This window comes from Streptomyces cylindrosporus (assembly GCF_022698165.1).
Taxonomy (GTDB): Bacteria; Actinomycetota; Actinomycetes; order Streptomycetales; family Streptomycetaceae; genus Streptomyces; species Streptomyces cylindrosporus.
On sequence record NZ_JALDAY010000002.1, the window covers coordinates 287,767 to 308,180 of the forward strand.

At 69.0% G+C, this 20,414-nt stretch carries 17 protein-coding genes; 5 read left to right on the forward strand and 12 right to left on the reverse strand.

The features are described from left to right. Nucleotides 1-36 precede the first annotated feature (36 nt). From MQP27_RS06405 to MQP27_RS06455, 11 genes are all read right to left on the reverse strand, one after another. Nucleotides 37-1,452: a carboxyl transferase domain-containing protein gene (locus MQP27_RS06405; RefSeq protein WP_242762113.1), complete on the reverse strand. Its 1,416-nt coding sequence runs from the start codon at nt 1,450-1,452 to the stop codon at nt 37-39. Then, entirely contained in the window at nt 1,445-2,893 is a 1,449-nt protein-coding gene (locus MQP27_RS06410; RefSeq protein WP_242762115.1) for an acyl-CoA synthetase, read from the reverse strand. Before MQP27_RS06410 ends, MQP27_RS06405 begins: the two co-directional genes overlap by 8 nt. Nucleotides 2,894-2,902: 9 nt before the next feature. Continuing rightward, entirely contained in the window at nt 2,903-3,997 is a 1,095-nt protein-coding gene (locus MQP27_RS06415) for a maleylacetate reductase (protein WP_242762117.1), read from the reverse strand. Continuing rightward, entirely contained in the window at nt 3,994-4,893 is a 900-nt protein-coding gene (locus MQP27_RS06420) for a dioxygenase family protein (protein ID WP_242762118.1), read from the reverse strand. Before MQP27_RS06420 ends, MQP27_RS06415 begins: the two co-directional genes overlap by 4 nt. A gap of 104 nt (nt 4,894-4,997) precedes the next feature. Further along, complete coding sequence (locus MQP27_RS06425; RefSeq protein WP_242762119.1) at nt 4,998-5,939, reverse strand: VOC family protein; 942 nt, start codon at nt 5,937-5,939, stop codon at nt 4,998-5,000. A gap of 1 nt (nt 5,940) precedes the next feature. Then, nucleotides 5,941-7,065: an alpha/beta hydrolase family protein gene (locus tag MQP27_RS06430; protein WP_242762121.1), complete on the reverse strand. Its 1,125-nt coding sequence runs from the start codon at nt 7,063-7,065 to the stop codon at nt 5,941-5,943. After that, on the reverse strand, nt 7,055-8,866 hold the full coding sequence (locus MQP27_RS06435) for a CocE/NonD family hydrolase (protein WP_242762123.1): 1,812 nt from the start codon (nt 8,864-8,866) through the stop codon (nt 7,055-7,057). The genes MQP27_RS06430 and MQP27_RS06435 overlap by 11 nt, the downstream gene beginning before the upstream one ends. After that, nucleotides 8,863-9,681: a cyclase family protein gene (locus MQP27_RS06440; protein ID WP_242762125.1), complete on the reverse strand. Its 819-nt coding sequence runs from the start codon at nt 9,679-9,681 to the stop codon at nt 8,863-8,865. Before MQP27_RS06440 ends, MQP27_RS06435 begins: the two co-directional genes overlap by 4 nt. Nucleotides 9,682-9,710: 29 nt before the next feature. Further along, the gene (locus MQP27_RS06445; protein WP_278195741.1) at nt 9,711-10,841 is read right to left on the reverse strand and encodes an FAD-dependent monooxygenase; all 1,131 of its coding nucleotides are present in this window, start codon (nt 10,839-10,841) and stop codon (nt 9,711-9,713) included. A gap of 240 nt (nt 10,842-11,081) precedes the next feature. Next, nucleotides 11,082-12,104 carry a helix-turn-helix transcriptional regulator gene (locus MQP27_RS06450; RefSeq protein ID WP_242762128.1) on the reverse strand — a complete coding sequence of 341 codons (1,023 nt, stop codon included), beginning with the start codon at nt 12,102-12,104 and terminating at the stop codon, nt 11,082-11,084. Nucleotides 12,105-12,306: 202 nt separating this feature from the next. Continuing rightward, nucleotides 12,307-13,578 carry an MFS transporter gene (locus MQP27_RS06455; RefSeq protein ID WP_242762129.1) on the reverse strand — a complete coding sequence of 424 codons (1,272 nt, stop codon included), beginning with the start codon at nt 13,576-13,578 and terminating at the stop codon, nt 12,307-12,309. Between the two features lie 378 nt (nt 13,579-13,956). Here MQP27_RS06455 and MQP27_RS06460 point away from each other — a divergent pair, with 378 nt between their 5' ends. The 5 genes from MQP27_RS06460 (at nt 13,957) to MQP27_RS06480 (ending at nt 19,311) form a co-directional block, all read left to right on the forward strand. Next, nucleotides 13,957-15,579 (forward strand): GMC oxidoreductase, encoded by a 1,623-nt coding sequence (locus MQP27_RS06460; RefSeq protein ID WP_242762130.1) that lies wholly within the window; start codon nt 13,957-13,959, stop codon nt 15,577-15,579. Next, nucleotides 15,569-15,988 (forward strand): C-glycoside deglycosidase beta subunit domain-containing protein, encoded by a 420-nt coding sequence (locus MQP27_RS06465; protein WP_242762131.1) that lies wholly within the window; start codon nt 15,569-15,571, stop codon nt 15,986-15,988. Before MQP27_RS06460 ends, MQP27_RS06465 begins: the two co-directional genes overlap by 11 nt. Then, nucleotides 15,985-16,998 (forward strand): sugar phosphate isomerase/epimerase family protein, encoded by a 1,014-nt coding sequence (locus MQP27_RS06470; RefSeq protein ID WP_242762132.1) that lies wholly within the window; start codon nt 15,985-15,987, stop codon nt 16,996-16,998. The genes MQP27_RS06465 and MQP27_RS06470 overlap by 4 nt, the downstream gene beginning before the upstream one ends. A gap of 51 nt (nt 16,999-17,049) precedes the next feature. Further along, a complete protein-coding gene (locus MQP27_RS06475) occupies nt 17,050-17,916 on the forward strand; it encodes a siderophore-interacting protein (RefSeq protein ID WP_242762133.1) in 867 nt (288 codons plus the stop codon). A gap of 210 nt (nt 17,917-18,126) precedes the next feature. After that, complete coding sequence (locus MQP27_RS06480; RefSeq protein ID WP_242762135.1) at nt 18,127-19,311, forward strand: ROK family protein; 1,185 nt, start codon at nt 18,127-18,129, stop codon at nt 19,309-19,311. A gap of 50 nt (nt 19,312-19,361) precedes the next feature. On the opposite strand, the gene MQP27_RS06485 is transcribed toward MQP27_RS06480, so the two are convergent. Continuing rightward, on the reverse strand, nt 19,362-20,369 hold the full coding sequence (locus MQP27_RS06485) for a sugar phosphate isomerase/epimerase family protein (RefSeq protein WP_242762137.1): 1,008 nt from the start codon (nt 20,367-20,369) through the stop codon (nt 19,362-19,364). Nucleotides 20,370-20,414 lie beyond the last annotated feature (45 nt).

Consider the following 20,414-nt stretch of genomic DNA (forward strand, 5'->3'; position numbering starts at 1 on the left):
GGCCATGGCGAGCGCTGTGTCCATCAACCGCTCCTCTCAACTCGCCTCGTACAGAGCGGAGTCCGATGAATTCTCCACGTCAGACGTGGCACCTTCTCCGGCCGCACCCCTGATGCCTCGGGCGACGCCCAGGCGCACGACATCCTGAGGCCGGAGGCGGAAGGCGTCCGCGATGTCGGGGGCGTCGCCCGCCGGGCGTTTCAAGATCGCCGCAGCCGACTCCGGTGCGATCACGGAGAAGTAGCTGTCCGGAGTGACCCAGGTGTCGCCGACTGCGGCGAGCGCCAGAGCGCCGCCTGAGCCGCCCTCGCCGATGACCAGTGTGGTGACGGGTGTGGCAGCGGTGGCCAGTGCCTCGAAAAGTCCGGCGATGGCTCCCCCGACGCCCTCGCGTTCGGCTTGCGGATCGTTCGCGGCACCCGGGGTGTCCACCAGAGTGAGAACGGGCAGGGACAGCCGCCCGGCCAGCTGGACGAGCCGTGTCGCGGTCCGGTATCCGGCCGGTCGCGTGTCGGTTCCCTGCTGGGCGACGAAGGCGATCGCACGACCGCCGTGTTCGCCCACTCCGCACAGCACGCCCTCGTCTCGGCCGCCGCCCGCTCTGTCTCCGCTGATCAGCACCCTGCGGGTGAAGTACGCGTCGAGGTACTCCGCGGCACGTGGACGGCTGGGATGCCGGGCGCGCAGTACGGCTTCCCAGCCCGTCGTCGGCAAGTCCGTGCGGCCCAGTGCGTACGGCGCCGGCGCCGGTTTCGTGGACCCGCGGGTCAGTAGTCCGAGCCAGAGCCCGAGCCTGTCCCGGAGTTCCGCGGGGGTGACAAGAGCGTCGACCGCACCGCTCGACCACTGGGCTTCGGCCGTGTAGTGCCCGTCGGATGCACCGGCCGGCCGGACTCGCGCGCCCGCGAACCCGACCTGGGCCCCCGGCAGCGCCAGGGTGACGTCGGCGCCCGCTCCCACGGTCGCCCAGCCGCCGCCTGTACAGGGATCCCGCAGAACCGCGATCTGCGGCAGTCCTTCGGCGCGGGTACGGGCCGACTGCTGAGCCACTCTCTGGAGTTGGGAGAGGGCACGCATGCCTTCTTGCATCCTGCTGCCGCCCGTAGCGATCAGACTGACGACCGGGAGGCGGTGGTGCCGAGCGAAGACGTGGGCGGACTCGACGAGATCCCCGGCGCGTTGGCCAAGTGATCCGCCAAGGAAGCCGAACTCGAATGACATCAGGACCACGCGCGTGTCTCCGACCAGCGCGGTGCCGCACACGACGGCCTCCTGCTCACCGGTGCGGCAAGCGGCCTGTGACCGCATGGCATCGTATCCGTGCCATGTCAGCGGCCCGTCGACGTCAGCCCCCGCCTTCTCAGGAGGCGGCGGAAGCACGCGGAAACTGCCCGGGGTGGTTGCGAGGGATATCGCCTCGCGCGCCGACATTCGCGGCCGGGTGTCACCCATGCAGGTCCCGCTTCCTAATCTTGCCCATGTCGTTGCGCGGCATCGCGGGGATGAAGTGCACGACCCGGGGACGCTTGTGCGGGGCGAGTCGTCGTGCGACATGGTCGGCCAACTCGGCCGCGGAAGGCGGTGCCTGAGGGTCCGCGGGAACAATCCAGGCGACGATGCGCTCTCCGAGATCGTCGTCCGGCTCACCGGTGACCGCGGCTTCCGCGACAGCGGGGTGCTCCAGCAGCGCGTTCTCGATCTCGCCGGCACCGATCTTGTAGCCCCCGCTCTTGATGAGGTCGGTCGCCCGCCGGCCGACGATACGGATCGATCCGTCGGTGCCGCGGACCGCCATGTCGCCGGTACGGAACCAGCCGTCCCCGGTGAAGGCGGCCGCAGTGGCATCGGGCCGGTTCAGGTACTCGGAGAAGAGGTTGGGACCGCGCACCTGGATCTCCCCGACGGAGTCCGGTACCTCACCGGTGATCTCCGTGTCGGCGTCGTCGACCAGGCGCAGTTCGACACCAGGAAGGGGGTGGCCCACGGTGCCGGCGACGGGCGGGGCGTCGAGGCACACGCTGGTGTTCATCAAGGTCTCGGTCATTCCGTATCGCTCTACGACACGACGGCCGGTGGCAGTGGTGATGCGCTGGTGGTCGTGGACCGGCAGCGCCGCGGACCCCGACACTAGGAGGCGGGCCGTGGACAAGGCCTTGACCAGGGCGGGATCTCCTGGGAGTTCCTCCGCAATGCGGTGGTACATGGTCGGCACGCCGAAGAGCATCGTGGCGCCGGAGGACAGCTCCCTGGTGACGCCGTCGGTGCTGAAACGTCCCAGGTGCCGGACGGTGCCGCCGCGGCGCAGCGGACCCAGCGCCCCCAGGATGAGGCCGTGCACATGGAAGAGCGGCAGTCCGTGGACCAGGACGTCGTCGGCGGTCCACTCCCACACGTCGGCCAGCCCGTCAAGGGTGGCCGCGATGGCCCGGCGCGGCAGCACAGCGCCCTTGGGCGGCCCGGTGGTGCCCGAGGTGTAGACGATCAGGGCGGCCGCGGCGCCGTCATCCGGTTCGAGTGCGTCGGAAGCAAACGTGTTCGCCGGATTCCTGTCGACGTCGATGCGGTCGATCTCCGCCAAGGCCGTGGGGAGTTGAACCGAGGGTGCGGCCAGAATGTGGGCAGGGGCGCTGTCGGTCAGGATGTGACCGAGTTCCGTTTCGCCCGACTTGGGGTTGAGCGGGACGGCCGGCACTCCGGCCAACAGCGCGGCCACGACGGCGATCACGGTCTCCGGCGACGAGGTGGCCCAGACGGCGACTCGCTGCGCGGCGCCGATCCTCCGAGCCAGGCCATTCGCCGCGGCGGCCAGTGCGCCGTACGTCATGCGGTGATCGCCGAACTGCAGGGCGGTACGTTCCGGTGTCCGGGTCAGAGCCGGAAAGAGGGGGGCCATGAGGTTCCTTCAAGTGGTGCGGGGCAGCGGTCGCGGAGCGTCGCCGGTGAATGCTGCCGTCAGGATGGTGTCGAGGCTGTCCCGGTCCACTGGCCGGGGATTGGCATAGGGCACAGAGAGGGCCTGGTCGACCACCGTCGCCAGATCGGCCCGGTCGGCACCTAGGGCCCTCAGGGACGCTGGTACGCCCAGCTTCTGGTTGAGCCGCCACAGCCTGGCCGGTGGGTCGTCGTGGCCCAGAGCTCGCGCCATGAGCGTGCGGGCTTCTGGTGCGCCCTCCAGGTTGAAGGCCAGGGTGTGGGGCAGCAGTACGGCGTGTGTCGCCGAGTGCGGCAGGTCCAGGGTGCCGCCCAGTGCGTGGCAGAGCTTGTGGTGCAGGGACATGGTGGTGAGGCCCAGGCACATTCCGCACAGCCACGCGGCGTAGAGGGCGGCCGACCTGGCCCGGATGGCGGTCGGGCGAGCGGCGACGGCAGGCAGGGAGTCAGTCATCGCCTGTACCGCTTCTTGTGCCATCAGGTCGGTCAGGGGGGAGCGGTCGGGAGCGTAGAGGGCCTCGGCGGCGTGGGCGACGGCGTTGAGACCGCTGGTGACGGACACGTCGGGCGGCAGGGAGTACGTCAGGTCGGGGTCGTAGATCACGGTGACGGGACGCACCTTCTCGGCGCGGCCGGTGGTCTTGATCCCGCCCTCGGTGATGCCCCACACGGGTGTCATCTCCGAGCCGGAGTAGGTCGTGGGTATCGCGAGATACGGCAGGCCGGCTTCCAGCGCCAAAGCCTTGGCCAGGCCGATGGCCGAGCCTCCCCCGACGGCGACACACACGCGGGCTCCGACGGTGGCTGCGGCCTTGCGTGCGGCCTCCACAGTGTGCCGGGGTACGTGCATGCGTGCCTGGTCGAAAACGCCCATGACGGTACCGGGGAGCTCGGCGGTCAGCCGTCGGGCCAGTTCGCGGCCGCTGTCCGAGCAGAGCAGCAGTGCCGGGCCTGGTGCGGTCGTCGCCAGTTCGTCGCCCAGGGCGGTGATACGGCCTGGGCCGAAGAGCACCCGTGTAGGCAGTGCGGGAACGGTGAAGTCGTGCCCGCCGGGGATCACGTTCACGCGGATCCCTCACCGCGCGCGGGCTCAAGGACCAGTTCGATCTCTGTGTGCATGAAGGGGTTGGGCAGTCCGTGCCGGGTGGCCGTGTCCGCGTCGTCGGTGCGGCGGAAGTCCCGGACCAGGCTGCGCTTGACGGCGAAGACGGCGTCCGAGTCGAGGTAGGGGCTGTCGGCGACGAAGATGTGCGTGGTCACGGGGAGATGGCTGTTGGCGGTGACGATGAAGTGGATGTGGGCCGGACGGTAGGGATGGCGGCTGGTGGCCAGCAAGAGCTGACCCACTGGTCCGTCGGTGGGGATCGGATAGTGGGAGGGGACGACGGTGGTGAAGCAGAAGCGGCCGTCGTCGTCCGTGGTGAACAGACCTCGTCCGTTGCCGGGCGGCAGCACGCCGGGACGCTGCACGTCGTAGTAGCCGTCCTCGTCCGCCTGCCAGACGTCGACGCCCGCGCCCCGTAGCGGAGTCCCGTCGACGGAGACGACGCGGCCGGTGACCAGGCAGGGCTCGCTCTTGGCGACCTCGTCGATGCTCTCGCCCAGTTCCCGCTGGGGGGACTCGGTCATGTGGAAGGGGCCGAGGACGGTGGCCTCGGTGGCGCTGGGCGACTTGCGGTGGTTGATGTTCTCCACCAGGGAGGAGATGCCCAGGACGTCGGAGAGCAGCACGAACTCCTGGCGGGTGTCGTCGCACTTCTGCCCGGTGGCCGTGAGGAAGTCCACGGCCTGCTCCCATTCCTCGATGGTGGGTTCCATCTCACGGACGGCAGCGTGCAGATGTTTGACGAGGATGGACAGGCAGGCGCGGAGCCTGGGGTCAGGTGTGTTGTCGAAGCTGGCGACGGCCGCCGCGGTGACGGTGGTCTCGTCGAGGTCGGCGGGCAGTGCGAGCCCGGTCATGGTGTTTCTCCCGTCGGTGGGGCTGGGTGAAGGCCCGCCCGCGCCGTCCCGAAGGGGACGGCCGGGGCCGGGCCCGCTGTGTCGGCGCTGCGGGACCGGTGGTCCTACAGAGGCGGCGCGATGAACAGCCCGGGGTCGACGTCGTTGAAGGAGCGGCCGGCGACGAACTCGTTCATCTGATTGGCCGTGCCCCACTGGTCGATGATCTCGGGGTTGGTGAGGTCGTGGACGGAAGGGTGCCAGGTGTCCTCGTCGACGAGTTCCAACTCCGTGGTGTACTCGACGGTGTTGCCCGCCGGGTCGAGGAAGTAGCTGAAGGTGTTGTCGCCGGCGTGGTGACGGCCGGGCCCCCAGACCTTCTCGACCTCGCCGCGCAGCATGCGACCCGTGCCTCGCATGAACTCGTCCACGCCGCGCATCTCGAAGGAGGCGTGGTGCAGGGCGACATGGGGCCCGCGGGCGATGGCGAAGCTGTGGTGGAGCGGGTTGCAGCGCAGGAACCACATGAACTCGCCCTTGGAGCCGATCCGCAGGGTGTCGGACAGGCGGAAGTCCAGGTGTTTGACGTACCAGGCGACGGTCTGCTCGGGGTTGGGCGAGTTCATGACCACGTGGGACAGGCGGACGGGGATCGACTCGCGCTCTTCGATCTTGCGGTGCGTGCGGGTCACAACGTCGGCGGAGACCTCGACGACGCGGCCGTCGCCGTCGAAGAAGCGCACGCCGTAGCCTCCGCCCGGCGTGGTGAGGGGCCTCGGTTCGTGCACCAGCTTCACGCCCTGCACGGTCAGACGCTCGGTCAGGGTGTCCACGTCGGTGGGTGTGGCGGCACCGAACGAGACGAGGTCCATGCGCTTTTGGACGTCGCGCCGCAGCCGCACCACGTACTGCTCGGGCGAGCCCTCGGCCGCCAGGAAGGACACCCCGCTGTCGGAGTGGGTCTCGGTCAGCCCCCACATGTCGGTGTAGAAGGCGTGCTGGGCCTCGAAGTCCGGCATCGCTATGTCGATGTGCCGCAGGTGGGTGATCAGGTGCTTGGTGCTCATCTCAGGAGCCTTCCTTGGTCAGACGGTCGGTGAGCCAGTCGGCGATGGTCGGCATGACCGGTCCGGTGCCCATGTGGCCGCCGGGGAAGAGCCGCGCGGTCTTCGGGTCGCCGTGGCGCAGGCTGAGGTGGATGTCCTCGGAGCTGTTCTGCCGGTCGTCCATGCCGTTGACCAGCAGCAGAGGTGCGGACGGCCGGTCGAGGATTCCCTGGTCGAGCAGGGACAGCCGCGGGCAGGCGGCGACGTAGTCCTCGAAGGTGTGCCCGCCGAAGATCCGGGAGCGGGCGCCCATCAGATCCATGAGGTACGAGGAGGCGTTGCGGGACTTCTCCTGCCACTCGGGCTGGAAGGTGAGGTGTACGCCGCCGCCCCAGTTCACGGCCGCGGTCAGCCGATCACGGTGGGTGTGGGCGAGCTTCATCGCCCAGTAGCCGCCGAACGACAAGCCCAGTGCGGCGCAGCGCGAGGCGTCCAGGTCGCTCTCGTCGAGCCAGGCGAAGACCGGGTCCCACTGGCGTTCGGCGTCGACACCGGCGAGGACCGGCGACTGGCCGACGCCGGGCTTGTCGATGTGGAGGGTCGCGAAGCCACGCTCGCGCAGCAACCGGCCGCGGGCGTACGTCTCTTCCTTCCAGACGTCGATGCCGCCCCACATCATCACCACCGGAGGCCGCTCTACGCCGCGGGGCCTGGCCACGAAGAAGGAGACACTGTCCCCTTCGCCGTCGCGGCCCTCGAAGGGGACGGTGACGTGCTCAACGGCCGGATTGTCCAGAGCGGTTGCCCGGTCGAAGTAGACACGGGCCTGGACGTACGCATCCAGCTTCGCCGGGTGGACGGGTGACGGATAGCGTCCCAGGAAGGCGAACTGGTAGGCCTGCCACCATGCTTCGCGGGCCGCTTCCAGCTCGCCGCTCTTCTCGCAGGCCTGCGCACGGTCCGCGAAGTCGGCGGCGAACCGGGTCCAGTGTCCGGCCCAGGCCACCGGGTCCGTCCCCGGCAGAGTGTCGATGGCCTGGCGGGCCGCGGCATCGTCGATGGCGTTGAACGGGTTGCGTCGCTCCGTCAGATGGGTACGCAGCCACTCCTGCGCGTCGGGCAGGGTGCGGATCAGGTCAGCGCTCACTGGGAACCACCGGCAGCAGCAGTCGGGACGGGTAAGCCGTGTTGTGGTGGACGTGGTGCAGCGTCGTCCTGGAGCTGCCGACGTGGTAAGGCACGTACTCGGCGTTGGTCGCGCCAGCCACACCGGTCGGGGTGTCCAGGCTGGAGATCTCCAGGCAGATGCGGTGGCCGCGGCGGAACTCGTTGGCGGTGGCGAGGATTTCGATGTCGTACTCCACGACTTCGCCAGGCACCACCGGCTGCCGCGCGTCTCGGGTCAGCTTGTGGAACGGCTTCCACTCGGTGGACCGCTTCTCGTCCAACGCCCGGTTGGACGCCTTGAGCCAGCCGCGCGTCAACTCCCGCTTGGGCAGGGTCTCGTCGATGTCACGCTCACCCTCGCGGACGGTGCGCACCGAGGGGTCGGGGCCGACGTCGGAGAGGGTGACGATCCAGTTGGTGTCGTCCTGGTCGATGGCGGCGAACAGTTTGAGGACCGCGGGCCCGGCGATGGTCAGGTCCTCGGGCAACGGCTCCGACAGATAGCGCAGAGAGGCCACCTGCCGGGTGTGCGTGAGCGGCATCTGCACGAACGAGTCGGGCGGGATGGTGTCGTCGGCCGAGGCGGGCACGAACGGTGTGGGCCGCAACCGCTCCCAGCTGTTCAAGTAGAAGGGGGTCCACTGCGTCTCGGGCAGCGGCCAGTCCTGACCGGTGCGCCACTCGTTGGCGCCGGTCACCCAGTAGCGGACCGGCGGCTCGTCGAGGATGCCGGTGTCGAGGCCCTTCAGCCAGTGGTCGTACCAGCGCAGGATCTCGCTGTGCAGGCCGTGGAAGGGACGCTCCAGGTGGGCCGGTCCCGCGAAAAGCATCTTCTTGGGTGCCTTGTCGAGGTGACGCCAGTAGGTCTGGGCGCCCTGCAGGTGCGTCTTGTACGTGTACGCGTACCAGCCGGATCCCGTGTAGACGGGGATGTCGATCTGCGCGAACTCGTGTTCGCTGCGCTCGACGGTGCCTTCGGGTTCGTACGGGTCGATCAGGACGTCGAAGTAGGCCGGCAGGTGCTGGCCCTTCATCGTCAGTACGTTGTACAGGTGCGGGTGGAGCTTGTAGTCGTCGTTGTTCATCGCCTCGTTCCACAAGGTCTCCTTCTCGGCGCCCAGTTCGCCGGGCGCGCCCTTGTCCTGGTGGAAGACCCCGAAGTGGGAGACGAGGTAGCGGAAGAGATGGACGACGCCGCCGGGGTACTCCTCGCGGAAGCCGCCGAGGGTGCCGTAGGCGCCGCGCGGGTCGAAGGGGAAAATCGCCTTCAGGTGCGGGGGCCGCTGCCGGGCCACATACATCTGCTCGGCGCCGAAGCCGGAGATGCCGACCATGCCGACCTGGCCGTCGCACCACGACTGTTCGGCGATCCACTCGATCAAGTCGTAGGAGTCCCACGTGCGTTCACCGCCGCCTTGTGACTTGCCGATGGCGCGCGGGGAACCGATCACATGGATGTAGCCGCGGGAGGTGAGGAAGCGTGTGTCGCCGGCCTCCTGCGGACCGCACCACAGCGGCGACCAGGAGGGCTGCGGCGGGATCGTGGTGGCGATGTCCGGGCCCTGCAGGTCCTTGTTGTAGATCGCGAAGGCGAGCAGGGCGGGCAACGGTTCCTCGGTGCGCGGGCGGTAGATGTCCACGCACAGCTCGACCCCGTCGCGCATCGGGACGCGTACATCCCGTTCGGCGATGAAGTCGTCGTACTCGGCCGGGCGGTCGTAGAGCGTGGGCGGCGTCTCGGACGTCACGGGCAGGGCCACGCGGGAAAGCTGGTCGGTCACTTGTCGCCCTCCTCGGGGATCCAGGCGACGACGCGGGTCCAGGCACCACTGGCCCGGTCGACCTTGACGGGGAACGCGGTCACGTGGAAGCCGTGGCTCACGGGCAGGGCCGCCAGGTTGTCCAGCTTCTCGATGTGACAGTAGGGCTTCTCCCTGCCGAGCAGGTGCGACTCCCAGAGCTGGTCCACGTCCCCGGCCTGGTACTCACGGGACATCACGTCGAAGGGCCGGTCGAAGCCCCAGGCGTCGATGCCCATGAGGCGGACCCCGTGGTCGATCAGCCACTCGGTGGCGCTGCGCCGCATCCCGGGATGGGCGTTGTGATACCCGGGTTCGCTGAAGCGCAGCGATGTGTCCGTCCGTATGAGGGCGACGTCCCCGGCCTTGACCTCGTAGTCGATCTGCTCAAGGGCGGCGATGACGTCGGTGTCCGTGATGCCCTCACCGGTCTTCTTGTGCGTCATGTCGAGCACGAAGCCGTCACCGGCGAACCAGCCGAGGTCCACGTTGTCGATGGTCGTCGCCTCACTGCCGTCCGCGCTCTGCGGCCAGTAGTGGTACGGGGCGTCGACGTGGGTGCCGCAGTGGGTGCCCAGCTTGACGACCTCGGTCGCGGCGGCGCACTCGTGCGGCCAGTGCACGCCCTCGCCCAGCATGTAGCTCATGTTCTTGGCTTTGGTGCGGTGATCGGTGTACTCGATGTGATGCGGCATCGGCTCAATGGCCGAGGTGCTGTTGGAGATGCGCTGGCTGAGATCGACCAGGCGGTAACTGCGTCCCGCGAAGGTGACACGCTGGGCGTCGGTGTGTGACATGACGGCTCCTGAATATGTGGGGGTTGGGATCAGATGGGCTGAGCCATCACCTGGTGGCAGCGGTCCTGCAGTTTGTGGGCTTCGGCGTGGCGGCCTTCCCGCTCCAGTTCGCCCACCTTCACCGAGGTCTCCACCACCAGTCGGCAGCGCTCCAGACGACGCCGCCCGAAGGCCTCCAGGGCGGTCTCGACGTCGTCGTGCAGTCCGAGTTCCTCGGCGAGCACCAAGCTGTCCTCGATCGCCAGCGCCGCTCCGCTGACCATCTGCGGAGAGGGCGCGTGCGCCGCGTCGCCGATCAGTACGGTGCGGCCTCGGTGCCACGGTCCGTCCACGACCCCTGCGTGCACCGGCCTGCGCACGACGAGTTCGGGGTCCTTGATCGTCGCGGCGACCTCGGCGACCCGACCGGAGAACACGTTCAGCAAGTCCCGCATGCGTTCCGCCAGTTCCTCCTGTGGCAGGACACCTGAATCGGCGTGGTTCTCGGTGACGAACGCGTAGGCCTGGTCCTGGGAGATCGGGATGAGTCCCGCGTTGTGCACCGGCCCGGCGAAGGTGTGCAGCGTGGTGGCCCATCCCGGCCGGGGAACGATCGCGCGCCACACCATTTGGCCGGTGTATGCGGGTTCGGCGGGCATGCCGAGCATGTCGCGCACCGTCGAACGGATGCCGTCCGCCCCGACGACCAGGTCGACGTGGCGTGCGGAGCCGTCCGTGAGCCGCGCGGTGACACCGTCCGCGGCCTGCTCCAGCGCCGCGACGCTCATACCCGTGTGCAGTACCGCCCCTCGGGCGAGTGCGGCGTCACGCAGAACCTCGTGCAGCACGCCCCGGCTGAGGCCGGCGAGTGCGGGCATGTCCGGACCCAGCAGCAACGGCAGGTCGATGACGTTCCGCGTCCGGCCCGCGGAGTCGCAGTTCGAGATCTGGGTGAGTCCGAAACCGCCGTCGATGCAGGCATCGGCGAGTCCCAGCCGCTGCAGAGCCCGTAGTGACGGCCCGGTCAGACTCAGCCCCCAGCCCGTGACGGACCAGTCGCGATTTCGCTCGACCACGTCGACGGTATGTCCGCAGCCGGCCAAGGCGATGGCCGCGGTCATACCCGCGATTCCCCCTCCCACGATGAGGACTTGACGGCGTGCGTCGTCGCGCGCGTTCATTCGGCCTCCAGAAACAGACAACGTGACGGAGGTGACCGTAGGACCATGGGAGCGCCGCAACTATCCGGATCGTGAGGGGGCTGTCCGCTTCCTGCATCGAAGTTGCGGGGCCTCTTCGTGCAGGTCAGAGGAGGTGCGCGGCAGGCGGGCGACACGACGGGTCCTTCATCGCTTGGAGCCGTCGTGATCCCAGCGCACTCTGCGACGGCCTCAGGGCGCACACTGCAACCCCTGACGGCGTCATGCGTTGCGGACGGTCTCCGAGGGCAGAACGCCGAAACGGCTGCGGTAACTCGCGGAGAAACGGCTGAGATGAGTGAAGCCCCAGGCGGACGCGACATCGGTCACCGAACGGCCACTGATGCGCAGTTCGTCGTGCACATGCTGCAGACGCTGTTCACGGACCCAGCCCATAGGAGTGTCACCCACGCCTGTCTGGAAGTGTTCGTGGAGCGTACGGACGCTGCACCCCACTGCTTCCGCGATGTCGCTGACGGTGATCGGCTCGGTCAGGTGCCTCTCCACGTATTCGAGCGCCAGGCGCAGGGTGCGGGAGCGGCGGGGCGTGGATTCAGGCAGGGCCAGCGCGTCGGAGTAGTTGTGCTGATGCGTGGTCAGCAGTGCGACCACCAAGGTGCGGATGTGGTGCAGTTGCACGGCCGGCTGGTCGAAGAGCCCTCCCGGCATTCGGCTCGCTTCGACGAGCATGAACCGTATGAGGGCCACTATGCCGCTGCCCGCGGCGCCTGTCAGATCCAGCACCGGAGTGAACTGGACGGGGCGTCGCGGCTCCCTGCCGAGCAAGGCGGTGAGTTCGGCGTCGACCAGGGCTCGATCGATCTTGATGCCGATGGATTCGGTCGCAGCGGCACTGGGGGTCAGCCGTTGCCGGGCACCGGCCGACATGATCACCGCGGTGGTCGGATCGTTGAGGATCCGCACATCTCCGACTTCCGACAGTACGGCGCCGCTGGGCGCGAGGTTGAGGTAGTAGGGGCCGGTATCGGGTGGTGGAGTGATGGTCACCGCCAGGCCTGATCGCACGTAGCCGACGGTGAAGCCGTGGCCGATCAACGCCCGCAACTCGTAGTGCTGCTTTCCACGGGCCGGCTCGGCCAGCGCGACGGTCGGTGTCCCATAGGCCCGGTTGACGGCGGCGACGAACTGCTCGGGATCATCTGAGCGCACCAGGGGAAATCGACCGAGGATCTCGGTGTTCGCATCGGGATGCCCCGTCGGCGGGTACGCCAAGGCGTTCGTCATCGAGAACTCCCGTGGTGCTTCGGGCCGCCCAGGGTGTGCCTGGGGGCTCGGCTGGGTTCCGCGACCTACATAGATCGCGTTACACGCAAGTTATGCCGCAATCAAGCGTAAGTCAACGAATAGCGGTCGGAAGTTCCATGAGTGGGTCCGCCCGGTCCACCGCACCCCCGACAGGGCATCGGACGCCGCTGCGCCGCCTCGATCAGCCGCGCCCGGCGGGTGCCGCGCGAGTGGCATCTCCGGAGCACCCCACGTCATCCTGCCCGCTGACAGCCAGCGGACGACGACGCAGGACGAAAATCGCCGCCAGGCCGGCAAGCAGGCCGCCCACGGCACAGAACCTGATGGCGTGAGCCAGACCCCCTACGGCGGCACCCAGCGCTCCGACCGCGACCGGCGAGAGGAACTGCCCCAGATAGAAGGCCGACGTCCAGGCAGCAGTGCCTCTTCCTCGTTGATCAAAGGCGAGCCGCGAAGTGGTGCCGATCAGCAGGGACGGAAGCATCAGCCCACAGCCGACGCCCGACACGAAGCCACCGCCCGTCACGGCCACCCAGCCGTGGCCCGCGGTGACGAGCATCAGCCCGAGACCACCGACGACGAAGGCCGCGACCAGAAGACGGCCCGCACCGTCACGCACCCACCGCACGAAGCACAATGACCCGGCCACCACTCCGGCATTGGCGATCGCCGCCGATGCACCGATCCCGGCGCTCCCCACGCCGAGGTCGTCGAGCACGAAACCGAGCTGCACCTGCAGCACGAAGAAGACGCAGGCCGCGCCTACCACGGTGAGCACCAGCAGGGGGGCGAGAGCCCGCCAGGGCAAGGAGGTCACCTGTCGGTCGGCCAGCCCTGCCGCCGCCCGGTCGAAGGACGGCTCGCGTAGCAGCACGACCATGGCCCCCAGCAGCGGAAGCGCTGCTGCATAGAGCCAGAAGGGCGTACGCCAGCCCGCTGCACCGAGGCCGCCCCCGACCGCCAGGATGCCGACTGCCGCGACGGACGTGATCACTGAGTGCCAGGTCATGTACCGGTCTCGCCGCGCACCGGTGAAGTAGTCACCGAGCAATGTCAAAGCGACGGTCATCACCGCCGCCTCGACGACTCCCAGCAGTGCACGGCTGAGCAGGATGAGCGGGAGGGAGTCGAGCCACAGGGGCGCCGTGCCGAGTACCGCATAGGCCGGCATCGCACCGAACAGCAGCCGTGTCCTGCCGAAGCGGTCCGTGACCGACCCTGCGAGCGGACCGAGCACGGCGATACCCAAGGCGGGCAGGGTCATCGCCATGGGGGCGAGCGTGTCGACGCCTGGGGTGCCCGCGAAGGCACGCTCGAGTTCGGGCAGCACGGGGGCTATCAGCAGCGACCCGAGGACGGACGCGCAGGCGGCCGTCAGCAGTATGGCGGCCTGCCGCCTTCCTGGCTGCCAGTGCGGCACCGGAGAGGCGGAGGGGCTTCGGGATGCGTCCATGAAATGCGGCTCCTCGACGAATGGTCTGTTCGAGCGAGGGGCGACAGTAGGCAGGCGGCCACGCGACCACTATCCGGAGCGTGCGCCCACCAGCCGATTCCTGCGACCGTCGACCGCGGCAAGCAGACCCTGATGAACGTCGGCCGCAGTTCGGTGCGACTCAGGCCGATGTACCACCCAGCGGAACCGAATCCTCATTGACTAATGCCGCAGCGCGACATTAGTCTCCCGTTAGGCAACGTAAGAGGCTGAGGGGCGACTGTGGCCCCGCACCACCGCGTTGACGGCCGATCGACGCCGCCGCAGACAGCCACCGCGCCCGCGCCGACCCCGTCTTGGACCGCATGCGCCACGAGAGCCGCTAGGGAGCAACCTGCTATGACATCACCGCACTCCGCACCGCGCGGAGTGAGCAGCGACGGCCCGGTCAGGCCCGTCGAGCACGTCGACGTACTGATCATCGGGAGTGGACCGACCGGGTCCGCGTACGCCCGCGTTCTCGCTGACGAGGCACCCGGCGCCCGCGTGCTGATGGTCGAGGCCGGCCCTCAGGTCAGCACCCCCAGGGGCCGCCACGTCAAGAACATCACGGATCCCGCGCTGCGCGTCGCGGCCCAGACCGCTTCCCAGGGACCCGACCGGGACATCCGCCCCGGAGATCCGGTCCACTCGCGCCCGCCGGGAGTGATGGTGCGCCCCGGCACCTACCTGCTGGGCGAGAAGGCGTCGGGCGTGCCGGACGAAGGGGACTCCGCCGACGGCTCTGTGGGCATGCCCGGGGCATCGCTGTCGACCAACGTCGGTGGCATGGGCGCTCACTGGACGTGCGCCTGCCCAAGGCCGGGCGAGGGCGAGCGGATCACCGACATCCCGGACGCCGAACTGGACGCGGCGCTGGATCGGGCCGAGGAGCTGCTGAACGTCACCACGACCGCCTTCACCGACGCTCCTTTCGCCGACGAGGTGCGCAAGCGCCTGTCGGCCGAACTGGACGCGGGGCGCTCGCCCGAGCGGCGCGTGCAGACCATGCCACTGGCCGTGGAGACCTGGCCCGACGGCAGCCGGCACTGGTCGGGGACCGACGTCATCCTCGGCGATCTCGCCGACAAGGACACCGATACCTTCGAGCTGCGCCCCGACACGCTGTGCCGACGGCTGCTGCTGGAGGGGTCCACCGTCGCCGGCGCCGAGCTGGAACACCTCCCCACCGGCCGGCGCACCACGGTGAACGCCCGCTGGGTGGTCGTCGCCGGCGATGCGCTGCGCACGCCCCAGCTGCTGTTCGCGTCCGGTATCCGGCCGGCCGCACTGGGCCGCTACCTCAACGACCAGCCGCAGATCGTCGTCGCCGTCCGGCTGGACCCCGCGGTCCTGGCGGCGGCCCGTGACGCGGCCGCCGTGGAACGCCCGGACGCCTCGTTCAACCCGGTCAGTGGCGTCAGTTGGGTCCCTTACGACCACGAGACGCACCCGTTCCACGGACAGGTCATGCAACTCGACGCCTCCCCCGTCCCGTTGGAGGAGGAGGTCGAACCCGGCTCCATCGTCGGCCTGGGCTGGTTCTGCGCCAAGGACGTGCGCGCCCAGGACCGTGTGGAGTTCAGCGAGACCGAGACCGATCCCTACGGCATGCCGGCGATGACCCTCCACTACCGGTTGACCGAGGTGGACGAGGACCGCATCGAGGCCGCCAAGCGTGCGGCCGCCCGGGCGGCTCGGCTGCTGGGCGCCTTCCTCGACCCGCGCGGACCGCGTCGGCTGCCCAGCGGATCCTCGCTGCACTACCAGGGGACCGTGCGGATGGGTGCCGTCGACGACGGCACGTCCGTGTGCGACACGCACTGCCGGGTCTGGGGAACCGAGAACGTCTACGTCGCGGGCAATGGCGTGATCCCCACCGAGACCGCCTGCAATCCCACTCTGACCTCGGTCGCACTGGCCGCCCGGGGAGCCCAGGACATCGCCCGCCGGTACCACGAGGAGAACGCCCGTGTTTCCTGATCGCCTCATCGTCCCGGAGGAGCTGGGAGTCGAGGAAGACGCCGGTGGAGCGACCGCGGTGACCTTCCGGGTACGGCTTCCGTGGTACCGGGCGCTGCCCATGGACGGGCTCCACCTGTCCGACGTCGCGTTCGACGGCCGGCCGGTCGCGTCCGACCGACTGGACGTGGAGATCGACGGCACCTGGCGGCCCTACGAAGACGTGGCGGGGCTCCGCGACGCGTGGTGGTTCGTGCTGGATCCGCTGCGGGTGCGCGTTCGCGGCCTGGAGCCGGTCGCGGACGGCGAGCACAAGGTGACGGCGACCGTCGGGGCGCGCGTGCCCTACATCGTCCTGGGCACCGAGGCCCTCGTCATCAAGGAGACCCTCACCAGGGCCCTCCCCCTGAACGCAAGGAGCGCCGCATGAGCCGCCCGCTGCCGAAGCTCGGCGTCACGACCTACAGCTTCACCCCTCAGTACCATGGTCTGGAGCTGTCCTTCGAGGACATCGTCCGCCGTATCGGGTCCCTCGGCATCGGGCCCGGGCTGGAGATCGTCGGCTTCCAGAGCATCAAGGGCTTCCCCGAGATCCCGGACGATTTCGTACGCCTCTTCCGCGGCCTGGTCGACGAGTACGGGCTGGAGCCGTCCTGTCTGGCGGTCAACGCCGACCTCGGCCTGCTGCCCGACCGGCTGCTGTCGCCGCAGGAGATGGCCGACTATCTCGCCCCCCAGGTGCGGGCCGCGGCCGAGCTGGGCTTCCCCGCGGTGCGGCTGCAGAAGCCCGCCGCACCCGAAGCCGTGGAGCTGCTGCTGCGTGTCGCCGAGAAGGAACAGGTCAAGATGGGCTTCGAGATCCACGCTCCGGACAGCGTCCACAGCGACTGGGTCATGGCACTGCGCGAGCTGTACGCCCGGCTGGACTCGCCGTACCTGGGGTTCATCCCAGACTTCGGCTCCAGCACCCGGCGGGTCTCCCCCAGTGTGTGGGAGGAGTACCGTCGGCGCGGGGTCTCCCAGGAGGCCCTGGACACGCTCGACGCACGTTGGAACGAGATTCACGCTTCCGACCAGCGGCCCTCGGAGAGCGAGCTGATGGGCGAGTTCTCGGAGCTCACCCACTCCCTCGGGCTGGGCGCCTTCGCCCACCCCTTGGCGATGTTCTGCGCGGGCATCCACGGGCACCAGGATCCGCAGGACTGGGCTGAGATCGGCTCCCAGATCATTCACGTACACAGCAAGTTCTTCGGGTTCGACGAGGACGGCGACGAACCCGCGATCCCGCTGGCCGACCTGCTCAAGGTGCTTGTCGACGCCGGTTACACCGGATACCTCAGCAGCGAGTGGGAGGGCTGGCACTGGGACCCGACGCCGGACGCCGCAGCCACGGTGCAGCGTCACCACCGGCTCAGCCGAGACATCCTGGAATCGCTGTAGCCGGTGATCGAGACGAACCCGCCGGCGGTCGAGCCGGAGCAAGGAGCACCCGTGACACCACCGGTTCCCGCTCGTCGTGGACGCGGCACTCCGACCGCGCTGCGCGCGCGAGTGCGATACGTCGAGCGCCTCACACCACACATGATCCGCGTCGTCTTCGACGGCGAGGGCCTGTCGGGGTTCGACGCCGGCGAGTACAGCGACCACTACGTGAAGCTGCTGTTCCCCGCGCCCGGCGCCGTCTATCCCGAGCCCTTCGACCTGCGCCGTGTACGGGAGGAGCTGCCGCGGGAACAGTGGCCACGCATGCGCACCTACACCGTCCGCCGCTGGGACGCCGAGGCGCGGGAGCTGACCGTCGACTTCGTCGTCCACGGCGACGACGGCCTGGCGGGACCGTGGGCCGCCCGGGCGAAGGCGGGCGACGAGCTCTACTTCGTAGGACCGGGAGGCGGATACGTCCCCGACCCCGCCGCCGACTGGCATCTGCTGGCCGGTGACGAGAGCGCGCTGCCCGCGATCGCGGCGGCCCTAGAGCGGCTGCCCGCACATGCCGAGGCGTACGTGTTCGTGGAAGTCGCCGGGCCTGACGAGGAGTTGAAGCTGGCCTGCCCCGAGAATGCAGTGATCCGCTGGCTCCATCGCGGTGACGGGCAGGTGGGCGAGGAACTGGTGGCCGCGGTCCGGGCCCTCGAATTTCCCTCAGGTCGACCACAGGTCTTCGCGCACGGTGAGGCCGTATTCGTCAAGCAGCTGCGCGGGCTGCTGAGGAACGAGCGGAACGTGCCGCGGGAGGATCTGTCCATCTCCGGTTACTGGCGTGCGGGCCAGGACGAGGACGGATGGCAGGAGTCCAAGCGGCAGTGGAACCGTCAGGTGGAGACCGAACAGGAGGGGCCCGTCACGGAGTCTCCGTGACACTCCGATGCCCCTGGGGGCCGCAGCCGAGCGACGGCTGCGGCCCCCCTTCCTGTGTCGATCATGAACCCCGACCCCTTCCGTCCGGCTTGTCGATGCTAATGTCGCATGGCGACAGAAGCAGGCGTCGACGCATAGGGGAGATTGGTGAACACGGTCAGGAGCGGGACGGACAGCGGTCCTGAGGATCTCTCACAGACCCTGCTGAGCATGCTGCGGTTCACCGGGCCCGCCACCAAGCCGGCACTGACCGAGCGAGTCGGCGCGGGCCGCACCCTCGTCACGCAGAAGATCAACGAAATGATCGACGTCGGCCTGCTGGTCGAGGACCGCATCGGAAAGTCCACCGGAGGACGCATCCCGCGCGAGGTTCGTTTCCGCAGTGAGGCGGCAGCGGTCGTGGGCATCGAAGTGGGCAGCTCCGGAATCGACGTCGGCATCACCGACCTTGCCGGTCACCCGGCTGTCACCCATCACGAAGCGTGGGACGTCGCACAGGGCCCGGAGGCCACCCTCGACAAGCTCCAGCAGATCGTGAACGTACTTCGCACCGATCCGCGAGCGCCTGACGCACCGCTGGTCGCCGTCGGAGCCGGCCTGGCCTCACCGGTCGAGTTCTCCAGCGGCAGGCCCGTCTCTCCGCCCTACATGCCGGGCTGGGACGACTACCCGGTCCGTGACCAACTCGCCGACCGTTTCGGCGTAGAGGCCTGGGTGGACAACGACGTCAGCGCCATGGCCCTCGGGGAACTGCGCGCCGGACTCGCCCGCGACGCGTCGGATTTCATGTTCGTCAAGCTCGGCTGGGGCGTCGGGGCGGGCCTGGTCTCGCGCGGTGGGCTGCATCGCGGCGCCGACGGCTGTGCCGGCGACATCGCCCACATCGTCGTGCCCGCGAAGTCGCCGGCACTGTGCCGGTGCGGACGCCGGGGTTGTCTGGCCGCGCACGCCAGCGGTGCGGCGCTGGCACGCGAGGCACAGCGCCTGGCGGACACCGGGGAGAGCCCCTATCTGGCGTCGCTGGCAGCCGAGGGAACGGTATTGGAAGCCGCCCATGTCACGGCGGCCGCCCGCGCCGGCGATCCCGCCGCGACCGAGTTGCTGGTGCAGACGGGCAGGTTCATCGGAACCGCCCTCGGCACGTACGTGAGCTTCTTCAACCCCTCGCTCGTCGCGATCGGGGGAGGCGTGTCGAAAGCGGGCGACGTTCTGTTGGCGGCCATTCGTCAAGCGGTCTACGAGTTCTCACTACCGCTCGCCACACGCCACCTCCAGATCGTGCCCGCGGGCCTGGGCGAAACTGCGGGCATCGTCGGAGCCGCTTTCACCGCGCTGGACGCGGTGCTGCGTGCGGACCGTCTCGCGTGGTGGGCCGAGCAGCCGCTCAAGGACTGACAACGAGCCCGGCCACCTCACGATGTCCGGGCTCGCTGCACTACGTGGCGTCAGACCTCGGGTTGGGCGAACACGGCGTCGAAGCGCGTGGTCGCCGGTGCGAAGTCCAGGCCGCGCAGGAAGGCCAGGCTTGCAGGCGCCCCCTCGTCCCGTGACATACCGGCGTCCTCCCATTCCACCGACATCGGCCCGTCGTAGCCGATCGCGTTGAGCATGCGTACACACGCCTCCCAGGGCACGTCCCCGCGGCCGACCGAGACGAAGTCGAAGCCGCGCCTGGGATCGCCCCAGCCCAGATGCGAGCCCAGGACCCCCGCCCGCCCGTCGAGCTGGATCTTGGTGTCCTTGCAGTCGACGTGGAAGATGCGGTCGCGGAAGTCGTGGATGAAGGCCCGGACATCGACCCGCTGCCACATCAGGTGCGAGGGATCCCAGTTGAACCCGAAGGCCGGATGATGGTCCACCGCCTCCAGCGCACGCTGTGCCGTCCAGTAGTCGTAGGCGATCTCGGACGGGTGCACTTCCAGGGCGAACCTCACTCCCTGCTCGGCAAAGACGTCCAGGATCGGCCGCCAACGGTCGGCGAAGTCCCGGTACCCCCGGTCGATGACGTCCTCCCCCACCGGCGGGAACATCGCCACGTAAGGCCAGATGGCGGAGCCGGTGAAGCCCACCACGACATCCACCCCGAAGCTGCGGGCCGCCTGCGCCGTGACCTTCATGGTGTCGGCCGCCCGGCGCCGGACCCCCTCGGGATCGCCGTCGCCCCACACGGACGCCGGCACGATGGCCTGGTGACGGAAGTCGATGGGGTCGTCGCAGACGGCCTGGCCGACCAGGTGGGCGGAGATCGCCCAGCAGCCGAGCCCGTAGCGGTCGAGGATTCCCCGCCGCTCGGTCCGGTAGGCCTCGTCGTTCACCACCCGGTGCACGTCGAAATGGCGGGGATCGCAAGCGATCTCCAAACCGTCGAATCCCCAGTCCGCGGCCTTCTTGGCGACCTGTTCGAACGTGAGGTCCACCCATTGGCCGGTGAACAGAGTATGGGGACGGGACACGCTGACTCCTTTGCTCGCACCATGATGCGGTGGACGACGAGGCAC